We start from the raw sequence: 13,323 nt of genomic DNA, 5'->3' as shown, positions 1-13,323 counted from the left end.
AAATAAACAGAAAAACTCAGTTGGCATTGCTGGCTGAGTTTTATTCGAAAGAAGGAAATATGAATACAAATCTTGCAAGTTTTATCGTTGGACTCATCATCGATGAAAATGACCGTTTATACTTTGTGCAAAAGGATGGCCAAACTTATGCCCTTGCCAAGGAAGAAGGTCAGCATACAGTAGGGGATACGGTCAAAGGTTTTGCTTATACAGATATGAAGCAAAAACTCCGCTTGACAACTCTAGAAGTCACTGCCACTCAAGAACAATTTGGTTGGGGCCGTGTCACAGAAGTTCGTAAGGACTTGGGTGTCTTTGTGGATACAGGTCTTCCTGACAAGGAAATCGTAGTGTCACTTGATATTCTTCCTGAGCTCAAGGAACTCTGGCCTAAGAAGGGCGATCAACTCTACATCCGTCTTGAAGTAGACAAGAAAGACCGAATCTGGGGACTCTTGGCTTATCAAGAAGACTTCCAACGTCTGGCTCGTCCTGCCTATAACAACATGCAGAACCAAAACTGGCCAGCCATTGTGTACCGCCTCAAGCTGTCAGGAACTTTTGTTTACTTACCAGAAAATAATATGCTTGGTTTTATTCACCCAAGTGAGCGTTATGCAGAACCACGTTTGGGGCAAGTCTTAGATGCGCGTGTCATTGGTTTCCGTGAAGTGGACCGTACCTTGAACCTCTCTCTCAAACCACGTTCCTTTGAAATGTTGGAAAATGATGCTCAGATGATTTTGACGTATTTGGAAAGCAATGGCGGTTTCATGACCTTAAATGATAAATCATCTCCTGATGACATCAAGGCTACCTTTGGTATTTCTAAAGGTCAGTTCAAGAAAGCACTCGGTGGTTTGATGAAGGCTGGCAAAATCAAGCAAGACCAGTTTGGGACAGAGTTGATTTAGGGTGGTATATGAGAAAATCATTTTACACTTGGCTCATGACTGAGCGCAATCCTAAAAGTAATAGTCCTAAAGCCATTTTGGCAGACCTCGCTTTTGAAGAGTCATCCTTCCCAAAACATACAGATGATTTTGATGAGGTGAGTCGCTTTTTAGAGGAACATGCCAGTTTCTCTTTCAATCTAGGAGACTTTGACGCTATCTGGCAAGAATACTTAGAACACTAGAATGATTCACTAGGTTTGGGCTAGTAATTTATCCATCCCTTTGCTATAATAAAAAGAAATAAACGGATTAGAGAGGTTCTTTATTTGAAGGAACATTCAATTGACATTCAACTGAGTCATCCAGATGACCTGTTTCATCTTTTTGGTTCCAATGAACGCCATCTTCGTTTGATGGAAGAAGAGCTGGATGTGGTGATTCATGCCCGTACGGAGATTGTTCAGGTTTTGGGAGAGGAGACTGCTTGTGAGGAAGCTCGTCAGGTTATTCAAGCCCTCATGGTCTTGGTCAATCGGGGGATGACCGTTGGTACACCAGATGTGGTCACTGCGATTAGCATGGTCAAAAATGATGAAATCGACAAGTTTGTCGCCCTTTACGAAGAAGAAATTATCAAGGACAATACAGGGAAGCCTATCCGTGTCAAAACACTGGGTCAAAAACTTTATGTGGACAGTGTCAAGCAACATGATGTGACCTTTGGAATTGGGCCTGCAGGGACAGGGAAGACCTTTCTTGCAGTGACCTTGGCAGTGACTGCCCTTAAACGTGGGCAAGTCAAGCGGATTATCCTAACTCGTCCAGCAGTGGAAGCTGGCGAGAGTCTAGGTTTTCTTCCGGGTGATCTTAAAGAGAAGGTAGATCCTTACCTTCGACCTGTTTATGATGCCTTGTATCAGATTTTGGGGAAAGACCAAACAACTCGTCTCATGGAGCGTGAAATTATCGAGATTGCGCCCCTTGCCTATATGCGTGGACGAACCTTGGATGATGCCTTTGTTATTCTCGATGAGGCACAAAATACGACCATCATGCAGATGAAGATGTTCTTGACGCGTTTAGGCTTTAATTCTAAGATGATTGTCAATGGAGATATCAGTCAGATTGACCTTCCGCGTAACGTCAAGTCCGGTTTGATTGATGCCCAAGAAAAACTCAAGAACATTCACCAGATTGACTTTGTTCATTTTTCAGCTAAGGATGTGGTTCGCCATCCAGTTGTCGCTCAGATTATCCGAGCTTATGAACCAGCACCGATTAAAAATGAAGAGCATGAAGAAGTCCAAGAAGAAACAGAATAGCAAAAAAGAGCAGTTCAGGTGGAATTGCTCTTTCTTTTATCTGATAATTAGATTTTTTAGATTAGTTCATCAATTGGAGTATGGTTTTTATCGAGACCTTGGGCTACTGGAAGACTGGTTAAGTAACCTTGATAAGTAGTAACACCTTGGCGCAAGCCCTCATCCTCAGAGATTGCTTGTACAAAACCTTTACCAGCCAAAGCTTCGATATAAGGAAGAGTGACATTAGTTAGGGCAATGGTTGAAGTACGAGCAACCGCACCAGGGATATTGGCAACGGCATAGTGGAGCACACCGTGTTTTTCATAGACAGGCTCATCGTGGGTTGTCACACGGTCAGCTGTCTCGATAACGCCACCTTGGTCAACAGCAACGTCAACGATGACAGATCCTGGACGCATTTGCTTGACCATCTCATCCGTCACCAGTTTCGGAGCTTTGGCACCAGGGATGAGAACCGCCCCAATAACAACATCCGCATCTCTCACACTGGCTTCGATGTTAAATGAATTGGACATGAGAGTTTGAATTTGGTGACCAAAGACCTCCTCTAAAACGGAGAGACGTTTAGCACTGATATCAAGGATGGTTACTTGCGCTCCCAATCCTAAAGCGATGCGGGCAGCATGGGTCCCTACGACACCGCCACCGATGATGGTTACTTTTCCTTTAGGTACACCCGGCACACCACCCAGTAAGACACCAGAACCTCCTGCCTGCTTAGTTAGGAAATGAGCCCCGATTTGGACTGCCATACGGCCTGCAACCTCACTCATAGGGACGAGGAGTGGTAATTGACCTTGGGAATCACGGACAGTTTCATAGGCAATCCCTGTTGTTTTTGCTTCCAACATAGCATCTGCTAATTCTGGAGCAGCGGCCATGTGCAAGTAGGTGAAGAGAAGCAGGTCGTCACGTAAGTAACTATATTCAGAAGCTAGTGGTTCTTTTACTTTCACGACCAATTCAGCTGCCCAGGCTTCATCAGCAGTAGCGACAATTTCAGCTCCTTGCTTTTGATAGTCAGTATCAGTAAAGCCAGAACCGAGACCAGCATTTGTTTCGATAAGGACGCGATGACCACGGCCGACTAAGCTGTGGACACCAGCAGGTGTTAGGGCAACACGGTTTTCATTATTCTTAATTTCTTTTGGAATTCCGATTAACATAGAGAAAAACTCCCTTTCTATTGACGGGTTGTAAATGATTTATCACATTATCTATAAAATAAGGTGATGATTTTATTCTATATGAAACCGCTTTAAAAAGCAAGAAAAATTTGTTGTAATTTATTTTTTATGCTAGACTGGTAGAAAATATTTTTAAATGGAGGAGAAGTATGGAATCAATCTTTTTAAAACTATCCCAGTATCCAATAATGGAGACTGAGCGTTTATTGCTTAGACCTGTAACTTTGGATGATGCGGAAGCAATGTTTGCCTATGCCTCGGACAAGGATAATACACGTTACACTTTTCCAACCAATCAAAGCTTGGAAGAAACTCAAAATAATATTGCTCAGTTCTACTTGGCCAATCCCTTAGGACGCTGGGGAATAGAACTAAAAAGCAATGGTCAGTTTATTGGAACCATTGACTTACACAAGATTGATCCTGTTCTTAAGAAGGCAGCTATTGGCTACATTATCAATAAAAAGTATTGGAATCAAGGATTGACGACAGAAGCCAATCGTGCAGTGATTGAGCTGGCTTTTGAGAAGATTGGAATGAACAAGTTGACCGCCCTTCACGATAAGGATAATCCCGCATCTGGCAAGGTCATGGAGAAATCAGGAATGCATTTTTCTTACGAAGAACCTTATGCTTGTATGGACCAGCATGAAAAAGGACGAATCGTTACAAGAGTTCATTATGTCTTAACCAAGGAAGACTATTTTGCAAATAAATAAGCAGTTGAAAAGAAATTTTTCGACTGTTTTTTCTTCCTCTTACGAATAATCTAAGAGAGGAGAAAATATGGAAGCAATTATCGAGAAAATCAAAGAGTATAAAATCATTGTCATCTGTACTGGTCTGGGCTTACTTGTAGGAGGATTTTTCCTGCTAAAGCCAGCTTCACACATACCTGTCAAAGAAACGAATTTGCAGGCTGAAGTTGTAGCTGTTTCCAAGGATTCGGTATCCGAAAAGGAAGTAAAGAAGGAAGATAAGGAAGAACCGGTTGAACAAGATCTAATCACAGTAGATGTCAAAGGTGCTGTTAAAGCACCTGGAATTTATGATTTGCCGGTGGGTAGTCGGGTCAATGATGCTGTTCAGAAGGCTGGTGGCTTGACAGATCAAGCAGACAGCAAATCGCTTAATCTAGCTCAGAAAGTTAGTGATGAAGCTCTGGTTTATGTTCCCACTAAGGGGGAAGAAGTGGCTAGTCAACAGACTACTTCGGGGACAGCTTCTTCAACAAGCAAGGAAAAGAAGGTCAATCTCAACAAGGCCAGTCTGGAAGAGCTTAAACAGGTCAAAGGATTAGGTGGCAAACGAGCTCAGGACATTATCGATCATCGTGAGACGAATGGCAAATTCAAGTCGGTTGATGAACTTAAGAAGGTCTCTGGCATTGGTGCTAAAACGATAGAAAAGCTAAAAGACTATGTTACAGTGGATTAAGAACCTCCCTATTCCCCTAATTTACCTGAGTTTTCTATTGCTCTGGCTTTACTACGCTATTTTCTCAGCATCCTATCTTGCTTTGTTGGGTTTCGTTTTTCTGCTAATCTGTCTTTTTTTCCAATTTGCTTGGAAATCTGCTAGTAAAGTTCTAATAATTTGCGGAATCTTTGGCTTCTGGTTTCTGTTTCAAAATTGGCAACAGAGTCAAGCTAGTCAAAACCTAGCGGATTCTGTTGAAAGGGTACGGATTTTGCCCGACACTATTAAGGTCAATGGTGACAGTCTATCCTTTCGTGGCAAGGCTGATGGACGCATTTTTCAAGTCTATTATAAATTCCAGTCCGAGGAGGAGAAAGAAACCTTTCAAGCTTTAACCGACCTTCATGAGATAGGACTAGAAGGAAAACTTTCAGAACCAGAGGGGCAGAGAAATTTTGGTGGCTTTGACTACCAAGCCTATCTGAAGACTCAGGGAATTTACCAGACTCTCAATATCAAAAAAATCCAGTCACTTCAAAAGGTTAGCAGTTGGGATATAGGTGAAAACCTGTCCAGCTTACGTCGAAAGGCTGTAGTTTGGATTAAGACACATTTTCCAGACCCTATGCGCAATTACATGACAGGGCTTTTGCTAGGGCATCTGGACACTGACTTTGAGGAGATGAATGAACTTTATTCTAGTCTAGGAATTATCCACCTCTTTGCCTTGTCGGGCATGCAGGTAGGTTTTTTCATGGATGGATTTAAGAAACTATTCTTGCGATCAGGCTTGACCCAAGAAAAGTTGAAATGGCTGACCTATCCCTTTTCCCTTCTCTATGCTGGTATGACAGGATTTTCAGCTTCGGTCATTCGCAGTCTCTTGCAAAAATTACTGGCTCAACATGGTGTTAAGGGCTTGGATAATTTTGCCTTGACGGTTCTTGTCCTCTTTATTATCATGCCTAACTTTTTCTTGACAGCAGGAGGAGTCTTGTCCTGCGCTTATGCTTTTATCTTGACCATGACCAGCAAAGAAGAGGAGGGGCTCAAGGCTGTTGCTAGAGAAAGTCTAGTCATATCCTTGGGCATATTGCCCATTCTGTCCTTCTATTTTGCAGAATTTCAGCCTTGGTCTATCCTTTTGACCTTTGTCTTTTCCTTTCTATTTGACTTAGTCTTCTTACCGCTCCTGTCTATTTTATTTGCCTTTTCATTTCTCTATCCAGTCATTCAGCTGAACTTTATCTTTGAGTGGTTGGAGGGGACTATTCGCTTGGTATCGCAGCTGGCAAGCAGACCGCTTGTCTTTGGACAACCTAATGCATGGCTTTTAATTTTATTGTTAATTTCCTTGGCTTTGATCTATGATTTGAGGAAAAATGTTAAAAAGCTAGCAGTGTTGAGCTTATTGATTACAGGTCTCTTTTTATTGACCAAGCATCCACTGGAAAATGAAATTACCATGCTGGACGTGGGACAAGGCGAAAGTATTTTCCTAAGGGATGTAACCGGTAAAACCATTCTCATAGATGTCGGTGGCAAGGCAGAATCTGATAAGAAAATTGAAAAATGGCAAGAAAAGGTAACGACTAGCAATGCCCAGCGAACCTTGATTCCCTACCTCAAAAGTCGTGGAGTGGCCAAGATTGACCAGCTAATTTTGACCAATACGGACAAGGAACATGTTGGAGATTTGTTGGAGGTGACCAAGGCTTTCCATGTAGGGGAAATTTTAGTGTCAAAAGGCAGTCTGAAACAGAAGGAATTTGTGGCAGAACTACAGGCGACTCAAACCAAGGTGCGTAGTGTGTCAGTGGGAGAGAACTTGCCAATTTTTGGAAGTCAGTTAGAAGTCCTATCTCCAAGGAAAATAGGAGATGGAGATCATGAAGATTCCCTGGTTTTGTATGGAAAACTCTTGGATAAAAATTTTCTTTTCACAGGAAATTTGGAGGAGAAAGGAGAGAAGGACTTGCTGAAGCAATATCCTGACTTAGAGGTGGATGTTTTGAAAGCTAGCCAACATGGCTCTAAAAAATCATCAAGTTCAGCTTTTCTAGAACAGCTCAAACCAGAGATCACTCTCATCTCAGTTGGAAAGAACAATCGAACGAAACTCCCCCATCAGGAAACCCTGACCCGACTGGAAACGATCAATAGCAAAGTTTACCGAACTGACCAGCAAGGGGCTATACGCTTTAAGGGGTGGAATAGTTGGAAAATCGAAAGTGTTCGATAGGAAGGACAAATATTATATATTAGTAAAATAAACTAAAAATCTGTTGCATAATAATGATAAAAACGATATAATGAAAGCGTATTCAATTTTAATGATATAAAACTATTAAAAATTAGTAAAAACCGTTTAATTAGCTAGTTTATGATCTATTGGTCTTTTTCAGTCCAGTGTATCTGCTGTGACAGTGACTAAAAGTTATAGGTATGATTGGAATACGGTTTGGGAATATAGTACCAACTATCACGGCCATCAATATGCTCGGATTCCATCATGGTATCGTTATGATAGCTATTCTGAGTATAAAGTTGGTTCTGGCTGAAATTATGATCGTTATGAGGTACTAAACTACTACAGCGGAGGCTATTAATTCTTAAAGAGTGAGAAAAAGGAGGGCTAGATATGTTGGAGCTTACTCATGTGACCTTAAAAACGCGACAAGTCATCTTACAAGATGTTGATTTTACATTTGAAAAGGGTAGGATTTATGGTATTCTTGCTATAAATGGCTCTGGAAAGACGACACTGTTCCGTGCCATTAGCAATTTAATTCCTATAACTAGTGGAAATATCGTAGCCCCTCCTTCTTTGTTTTATTATGAGAGTATTGAATGGCTGGATGAAAATTTAAGTGGGATGGACTATCTTCGCCTCATAAAAAACATCTGGAAGTCAGACCTAAACTTGAGGGATGAAATTGATTACTGGGAAATGTCGGACTATGTCAGACTTCCCATTCGCAAGTATTCCTTAGGCATGAAGCAACGCTTGGTGATTGCCATGTATTTCCTCAGTCAGGCCAAATGCTGGCTTATGGATGAGATTACAAATGGCTTAGATGAGTATTATCGACAGAAGTTTTTTGATAGGCTAGCACAAATCGATAGACAAGAACAGCTGGTTCTTTTAAGTTCCCACTATAAGGAAGAGTTGCTTGATGTCTGCGATAGAGTAGTAACCATTCATCAGGGGCAAATAGAAGAGGTTTAGTTTATGAAAGAAGTTAGTCTATTTTTATTAAAAAAAGTTTTCAAAAGTCGCTTAAACTGGATTATCTTAGCTTTATTTGTATCTGGACTCGGTGTTACCTTTTATTTTAATAGTCAGACTGCAAACTCCGTCAGCTTGGAGAGCGAGTTGGAAACCCATCTTGTAAAAAATGAGAGAGTCATCAATGAATATGAAGAGAAACTCTCCCAAATATCTGACACCAGCTCGGAGGAATACCAGTTTGCTAAAGAAAATTTAGACTCGCAAAAAAATCATTTGACTCAAAAGACAGAAATTCTGACTTTATTAAAAGAAGGGCGCTGGAAAGAATCCTACTATTTGCAGTGGCAAGATGTAGAGAAGAGTTATGAAATTTTATCAAAGGAACCGACTGCTAGTTCTGACTTAAAAATGGCGGTTGACCGCGAACGAAAGACTTACCAAGCCCTATATCCCTTGAACATAAAAGCGCACAATTTAGTTTATCCGACCTACGGGATTGATCAGATTGTCTGGATTTTAGAGGCTATCATCCCAAGCTTGTTTGTGGTTGCTATTATTTTTATGCTAACGCAACTATTTGCAGAAAGATATCAAAATCATCTGGATACAGCTCAGTTATATCCTTTTTCAAAAGTGACATTTGCAATGTCTTCTCTTGGAGTTGGAGTGGGTTATATAACTGTGCTGTTTATCGGAATCAGCGGATTTTCTTTTCTAGTGGGAAGTCTGATAAGTGGTTTTGGACAGTTAGATTATCCCTATCCAATCTATAGCTTAACCAATCAAGAGGTAACTATTGGGAAAATACAGGATGTGTTATTTCCTAGCTTGCTCTTAGTTTTCTTAGCTTTTATCGTTATTGTGGAAGTCGTCTACTTGATTGCATACTATTTCAAGCAAAAAATGCCTGTCCTCTTTATTTCCTTAATTGGGATAGTTGGCTTATTGTTTGGTATCCAAACCATTCAGCCTCTTCAGAGGATTGCACATCTGATTCCCTTTACTTACTTGCGTTCAGTGGAGATTTTGTCTGGAAGATTACCTAAGCAAATTGATAATGTCAATCTGAATTGGAGCATGGGGATGATTTTACTTCCTTGCCTGATCATCCTTTTGTTAGTGGGGATTCTATTTATCGAAAGATGGGGAAGTTCACGTAAAAAGGAATTTTTTAATAGATCTTAGCTTTCCTATAGGGAAAATAAGTAAAAACTAACATAGAGAGGGAATCAACTTGATTCTCTCTTTTTGATTCGAAAACCAAGCCAAAATACAAACACAAACTTTTAAAAAAAATAACTTTTTACCTTGACAAGAGCTAGAAAACTTGGTATCATATAAAAGTTGAGAAAAGCAGAAGTGAGAGCTTCTCGCCTTGTGACATTAAGTTGCCTGGCCCTACGGATGAAAAGTTTCTAAGAAACGCTATCATAACGTGCGGGCTTGTATATTTACGAGTCCGCTATTGTTTTTCTCTAATAAAACAAAAGAGGTGAAAACCATAGCAAAGCAAGACTTATTCATCAATGATGAGATTCGTGTACGTGAAGTTCGCTTGATCGGTCTTGAGGGAGAACAGTTAGGCATCAAGCCACTCAGTGAAGCGCAAGCTTTGGCTGATAACGCTAATGTTGACCTAGTATTGATTCAACCACAAGCCAAACCACCTGTTGCAAAAATTATGGACTACGGTAAGTTCAAATTTGAGTACCAGAAGAAGCAAAAAGAACAACGTAAAAAACAAAGTGTTGTTACTGTGAAAGAAGTTCGTCTAAGTCCAACTATTGACAAGGGTGACTTTGATACAAAACTTCGCAATGCACGCAAATTCCTTGAAAAAGGAAATAAAGTTAAGGTATCTATTCGCTTTAAGGGTCGTATGATTACCCATAAAGAGATTGGTGCAAAAGTTTTAGCCGAGTTTGCTGAAGCAACTCAAGATATTGCCATCATCGAACAACGTGCTAAAATGGATGGACGTCAAATGTTCATGCAATTGGCGCCAGCGACTGACAAAAAATAATTGTCAGAAAGTTAAATAAAGGAGAAAAAATCATGCCAAAACAAAAAACACACCGCGCATCAGCTAAACGTTTCAAACGTACAGGTTCTGGTGGACTTAAACGTTTCCGTGCTTACACTTCTCACCGTTTCCACGGAAAAACTAAGAAACAACGTCGTCATCTTCGTAAAGCATCTATGGTGCATTCAGGAGATTACAAACGTATCAAAGCAATGCTTACTCGCTTGAAATAATAGCTTGACTGTAAGTAAACAATTCTAGGAAATATTTGGAGGAAATAAAACATGGCACGTGTTAAAGGTGGCGTTGTATCACGCAAACGTCGTAAACGTATTCTTAAATTAGCAAAAGGTTACTATGGAGCTAAACACATCTTGTTCCGTACTGCAAAAGAACAAGTAATGAACTCTTACTACTATGCATACCGTGACCGTCGTCAGAAAAAACGTGACTTCCGCAAATTGTGGATCACTCGTATCAACGCGGCAGCTCGTATGAACGGACTTTCATACTCACAATTGATGCATGGTTTGAAATTGGCTGAGATCGAAGTTAACCGTAAAATGCTTGCTGACTTGGCTGTTAACGATGCAGCAGCTTTCACAGCTCTTGCAGATGCAGCTAAAGCAAAACTTGGTAAATAATAACTGATAAGACTGGAACAGGATTGTCCCAGTCTTTTTAAAAATAAAGGAGAAAAATATGCCTTCAAAAATGCTACACACTTGCTTGCGAGTAGAAAATCTTGAAAAATCAATTGCATTTTATCAAGATGCTTTTGGATTTAAAGAATTGCGCCGCAGAGATTTTCCAGACCATGCCTTCACGATTGTCTATCTAGGTCTTGAGGGTGATGACTATGAGTTGGAGTTGACTTATAACTACGATCACGGTCCGTATGTGGTTGGTGATGGATTTGCCCATATCGCCCTCAGTACACCTGATCTTGAAGCTCTTCATCAAGAGCACAGTGCAAAAGGCTATGAAGTGACTGAGCCAAATGGTCTACCAGGAACTGCACCTAACTATTACTTTGTCAAAGACCCTGATGGCTACAAGGTTGAAGTCATTCGTGAAAAATAATCTCGTGAAGTCAAGTAGAATGTTCGTTTTCTACTTGACTTTTTTTAGCTGAAAGAGTATACTAGTAAAAATTTAACCTTTAAGGGGAGTCCAGAGAGACTCACAAGGTGTCAGATAAAAGAATAGTGCAATTTTCTAGAGGAGACTTTTTGAGTGTGCTCTCTTCTGTTGTACGATTTTAACTGAGGCCTTGCAATCGCAAGGTCTTTTCTTTGTCTGGTCCCCTTAAAATTTAAGGAGGAAAAGTCATGAATCCCACATGTAAGAAACGTTTGGGTGCAATTCGTTTGGAAACCATGAAGGTGGTTGCACAGGAGGAAATCGCGCCAGCAATCTTTGAATTAGTCCTAGAAGGGAAAATGGTTGAAGCTATGCGAGCAGGCCAATTTCTTCATCTTCGTGTGCCTGATGATGCCCATCTCTTGCGCCGTCCTATTTCAATTTCGTCTATTGATAAGGCTAATAAGCAGTGTCATCTCATTTATCGGATTGAAGGGGCTGGGACAGCTATTTTCTCAACCTTAAGTCAGGGAGATACTCTTGATGTGATGGGTCCTCAGGGAAATGGTTTTGACTTGTCTGACCTAGATGAGCAGAGCCAGGTTCTCCTCGTTGGTGGTGGAATTGGTGTTCCGCCCTTGCTTGAGGTGGCCAAGGAATTGCATACGCGTGGTGTGAAAGTAGTGACAGTTCTCGGTTTTGCTAATAAGGATGCTGTTATCCTTGAAAAAGAATTAGCTCAATATGGTCAAGTCTTTGTAACGACAGATGATGGCTCTTATGGTATCAAGGGAAATGTTTCCGTTGTCATTAAGGATTTAGACAATCAATTTGATGCTGTTTACTCATGTGGGGCGCCTGGAATGATGAAGTATATTAATCAAACCTTTTATGACCACCCAAGAGCCTATCTATCTCTGGAATCTCGTATGGCTTGTGGGATGGGGGCTTGCTATGCCTGCGTCCTAAAAGTGCCAGAAAGCGAGACGGTCAGCCAACGCGTCTGTGAAGATGGCCCTGTTTTCCGCACAGGAACAGTTGTATTATAAGGAGAAAATTATGACTACAAATCGTTTACAAGTTTCTCTACCAGGCTTGGATTTGAAAAATCCCATTATTCCAGCATCAGGCTGTTTTGGTTTTGGTCAAGAGTATGCCAAGTACTATGATTTAGACCTTTTAGGTTCTATTATGATCAAGGCGACAACCCTTGAACCACGCTTTGGCAATCCAACTCCAAGGGTGGCAGAGACACCTGCTGGTATGATCAATGCAATTGGCTTGCAAAATCCGGGTTTGGAAGTTGTTTTGGCTGAAAAGTTACCTTGGTTGGAAAGAGAATATCCAAATCTTCCCATCATTGCCAATGTAGCTGGTTTTTCAAAACAAGAATATGCGGCTGTTTCTCATGGTATTTCTAAGGCAGCCAATGTAAAGGCTATTGAGCTCAATATTTCTTGCCCCAATGTAGATCACTGTAATCATGGACTCTTGATTGGTCAAGATCCAGATTTAGCCTATGATGTGGTGAAAGCAGCTGTCGAAGCCTCAGATGTGCCAGTTTATGTCAAACTGACCCCTAGTGTGACGGATATCGTTACTGTCGCAAAGGCAGCAGAGGATGCAGGAGCAAGTGGCTTGACTATGATTAATACTCTGGTTGGAATGCGTTTTGACCTCAAAACCAGAAAACCAATCTTGGCCAATGGAACAGGTGGAATGTCTGGTCCAGCAGTCTTTCCAGTAGCCCTCAAACTCATCCGCCAAGTAGCCCAAACAACAGACCTACCTATCATTGGAATGGGGGGAGTGGATTCGGCTGAAGCTGCGCTAGAAATGTATCTGGCTGGGGCATCTGCCATCGGAGTTGGAACAGCCAACTTTACCAATCCTTATGCCTGCCCTGATATCATCGAAAATTTACCAAAAGTCATGGATAAATACGGTATTAGTAGTCTAGAAAATCTCCGCAAGGAAGTAAAAGAGTCTCTGAGATAAACTGCAATTAATCTGTTTTATAGGAAAGTGAAGCTGGAATAGTGTATTATTGTTTCGAAAATATTGTTAGAAACTAATTTGATTTTCTCAATCTATTTGTTCATATTTTATTTCATTTCACTATAGAATTTTTAATGATTAGTAAGTAAACAAGTTAAAA

The 13,323-nt window shown here is 40.8% G+C and carries 15 protein-coding genes and 1 other annotated feature; of the genes, 14 read left to right on the top strand and 1 reads right to left on the bottom strand.

Annotated features, from left to right (window positions below):
• Positions 1 to 59: 59 nt before the first annotated feature.
• The 3 genes from cvfB to ACN076_RS07690 all read left to right on the top strand — a co-directional run bounded on the left by cvfB (position 60) and on the right by ACN076_RS07690 (position 2,218).
• Positions 60 to 914, top strand: a complete 855-nt coding sequence (gene cvfB, locus ACN076_RS07700; protein ID WP_020900277.1) for an RNA-binding virulence regulatory protein CvfB — start codon at positions 60 to 62, stop codon at positions 912 to 914.
• A gap of 8 nt (positions 915 to 922) precedes the next feature.
• The gene (locus ACN076_RS07695; protein ID WP_001232089.1) at positions 923 to 1,138 is read left to right on the top strand and encodes a YozE family protein; all 216 of its coding nucleotides are present in this window, start codon (positions 923 to 925) and stop codon (positions 1,136 to 1,138) included.
• An 84-nt stretch (positions 1,139 to 1,222) separates the two neighbouring features.
• Positions 1,223 to 2,218 (top strand): PhoH family protein, encoded by a 996-nt coding sequence (locus ACN076_RS07690; RefSeq protein ID WP_420789772.1) that lies wholly within the window; start codon positions 1,223 to 1,225, stop codon positions 2,216 to 2,218.
• Positions 2,219 to 2,274: 56 nt separating this feature from the next.
• On the opposite strand, the gene ald is transcribed toward ACN076_RS07690, so the two are convergent.
• Positions 2,275 to 3,387 (bottom strand): alanine dehydrogenase, encoded by a 1,113-nt coding sequence (gene ald, locus ACN076_RS07685; protein WP_420789771.1) that lies wholly within the window; start codon positions 3,385 to 3,387, stop codon positions 2,275 to 2,277.
• A gap of 170 nt (positions 3,388 to 3,557) precedes the next feature.
• Between ald and ACN076_RS07680 the strand changes: the two genes are divergently transcribed.
• The 11 genes from ACN076_RS07680 (at position 3,558) to ACN076_RS07630 (ending at position 13,163) form a co-directional block, all read left to right on the top strand.
• Entirely contained in the window at positions 3,558 to 4,127 is a 570-nt protein-coding gene (locus ACN076_RS07680) for a GNAT family N-acetyltransferase (RefSeq protein ID WP_420789770.1), read from the top strand.
• A 67-nt stretch (positions 4,128 to 4,194) separates the two neighbouring features.
• The gene (locus ACN076_RS07675) at positions 4,195 to 4,845 is read left to right on the top strand and encodes a helix-hairpin-helix domain-containing protein (protein ID WP_420789769.1); all 651 of its coding nucleotides are present in this window, start codon (positions 4,195 to 4,197) and stop codon (positions 4,843 to 4,845) included.
• Positions 4,829 to 7,069 (top strand): DNA internalization-related competence protein ComEC/Rec2, encoded by a 2,241-nt coding sequence (locus ACN076_RS07670; RefSeq protein ID WP_420789768.1) that lies wholly within the window; start codon positions 4,829 to 4,831, stop codon positions 7,067 to 7,069. The genes ACN076_RS07675 and ACN076_RS07670 overlap by 17 nt, the downstream gene beginning before the upstream one ends.
• 399 nt (positions 7,070 to 7,468) lie before the next feature.
• Positions 7,469 to 8,056 (top strand): ATP-binding cassette domain-containing protein, encoded by a 588-nt coding sequence (locus ACN076_RS07665; protein ID WP_420789767.1) that lies wholly within the window; start codon positions 7,469 to 7,471, stop codon positions 8,054 to 8,056.
• Positions 8,057 to 8,059: 3 nt separating this feature from the next.
• Positions 8,060 to 9,244: a hypothetical protein gene (locus tag ACN076_RS07660; protein ID WP_420789766.1), complete on the top strand. Its 1,185-nt coding sequence runs from the start codon at positions 8,060 to 8,062 to the stop codon at positions 9,242 to 9,244.
• Between the two features lie 160 nt (positions 9,245 to 9,404).
• Positions 9,405 to 9,536 (top strand) — a sequence feature (ribosomal protein L20 leader region).
• Positions 9,537 to 9,551: 15 nt separating this feature from the next.
• Entirely contained in the window at positions 9,552 to 10,082 is a 531-nt protein-coding gene (gene infC / locus ACN076_RS07655) for a translation initiation factor IF-3 (protein ID WP_000848180.1), read from the top strand.
• A gap of 32 nt (positions 10,083 to 10,114) precedes the next feature.
• Positions 10,115 to 10,315, top strand: a complete 201-nt coding sequence (gene rpmI, locus ACN076_RS07650; protein WP_001125943.1) for a 50S ribosomal protein L35 — start codon at positions 10,115 to 10,117, stop codon at positions 10,313 to 10,315.
• A 51-nt stretch (positions 10,316 to 10,366) separates the two neighbouring features.
• Complete coding sequence (gene rplT / locus ACN076_RS07645; protein ID WP_000124834.1) at positions 10,367 to 10,726, top strand: 50S ribosomal protein L20; 360 nt, start codon at positions 10,367 to 10,369, stop codon at positions 10,724 to 10,726.
• Between the two features lie 58 nt (positions 10,727 to 10,784).
• A complete protein-coding gene (locus ACN076_RS07640) occupies positions 10,785 to 11,165 on the top strand; it encodes a VOC family protein (protein ID WP_070842964.1) in 381 nt (126 codons plus the stop codon).
• A 248-nt stretch (positions 11,166 to 11,413) separates the two neighbouring features.
• The gene (locus ACN076_RS07635; protein WP_420789765.1) at positions 11,414 to 12,214 is read left to right on the top strand and encodes a dihydroorotate dehydrogenase electron transfer subunit; all 801 of its coding nucleotides are present in this window, start codon (positions 11,414 to 11,416) and stop codon (positions 12,212 to 12,214) included.
• Complete coding sequence (locus ACN076_RS07630) at positions 12,177 to 13,163, top strand: dihydroorotate dehydrogenase (protein ID WP_420789764.1); 987 nt, start codon at positions 12,177 to 12,179, stop codon at positions 13,161 to 13,163. The genes ACN076_RS07635 and ACN076_RS07630 overlap by 38 nt, the downstream gene beginning before the upstream one ends.
• Positions 13,164 to 13,323 lie beyond the last annotated feature (160 nt).

Origin of the sequence: Streptococcus sp. K0074 (assembly GCF_048843365.1) — a bacterium.
Classification (GTDB): Bacteria; Bacillota; Bacilli; order Lactobacillales; family Streptococcaceae; genus Streptococcus; species Streptococcus mitis_BM.
The sequence above is the reverse complement of the archived record's forward strand: the minus strand, read 5'-3'. Positions and strand labels throughout refer to the sequence as shown.

What these genes read in the sequence shown, in the direction of transcription:
- ACN076_RS07680 (WP_420789770.1), top strand. Translation starts at nt 3,558, where the DNA reads ATGGAATCAATCTTTTTAAAACTATCCCAGTATCCAATAATGGAGACT.
- ACN076_RS07635 (WP_420789765.1), top strand. Translation starts at nt 11,414, where the DNA reads ATGAATCCCACATGTAAGAAACGTTTGGGTGCAATTCGTTTGGAAACC.
- rplT (WP_000124834.1), top strand. Translation starts at nt 10,367, where the DNA reads ATGGCACGTGTTAAAGGTGGCGTTGTATCACGCAAACGTCGTAAACGT.
- ald (WP_420789771.1), bottom strand. Translation starts at nt 3,387, where the DNA reads ATGTTAATCGGAATTCCAAAAGAAATTAAGAATAATGAAAACCGTGTT.
- ACN076_RS07630 (WP_420789764.1), top strand. Translation starts at nt 12,177, where the DNA reads ATGGCCCTGTTTTCCGCACAGGAACAGTTGTATTATAAGGAGAAAATT.
- ACN076_RS07675 (WP_420789769.1), top strand. Translation starts at nt 4,195, where the DNA reads ATGGAAGCAATTATCGAGAAAATCAAAGAGTATAAAATCATTGTCATC.
- ACN076_RS07670 (WP_420789768.1), top strand. Translation starts at nt 4,829, where the DNA reads ATGTTACAGTGGATTAAGAACCTCCCTATTCCCCTAATTTACCTGAGT.
- ACN076_RS07640 (WP_070842964.1), top strand. Translation starts at nt 10,785, where the DNA reads ATGCCTTCAAAAATGCTACACACTTGCTTGCGAGTAGAAAATCTTGAA.
- ACN076_RS07695 (WP_001232089.1), top strand. Translation starts at nt 923, where the DNA reads ATGAGAAAATCATTTTACACTTGGCTCATGACTGAGCGCAATCCTAAA.
- rpmI (WP_001125943.1), top strand. Translation starts at nt 10,115, where the DNA reads ATGCCAAAACAAAAAACACACCGCGCATCAGCTAAACGTTTCAAACGT.
- cvfB (WP_020900277.1), top strand. Translation starts at nt 60, where the DNA reads ATGAATACAAATCTTGCAAGTTTTATCGTTGGACTCATCATCGATGAA.
- ACN076_RS07665 (WP_420789767.1), top strand. Translation starts at nt 7,469, where the DNA reads ATGTTGGAGCTTACTCATGTGACCTTAAAAACGCGACAAGTCATCTTA.
- ACN076_RS07660 (WP_420789766.1), top strand. Translation starts at nt 8,060, where the DNA reads ATGAAAGAAGTTAGTCTATTTTTATTAAAAAAAGTTTTCAAAAGTCGC.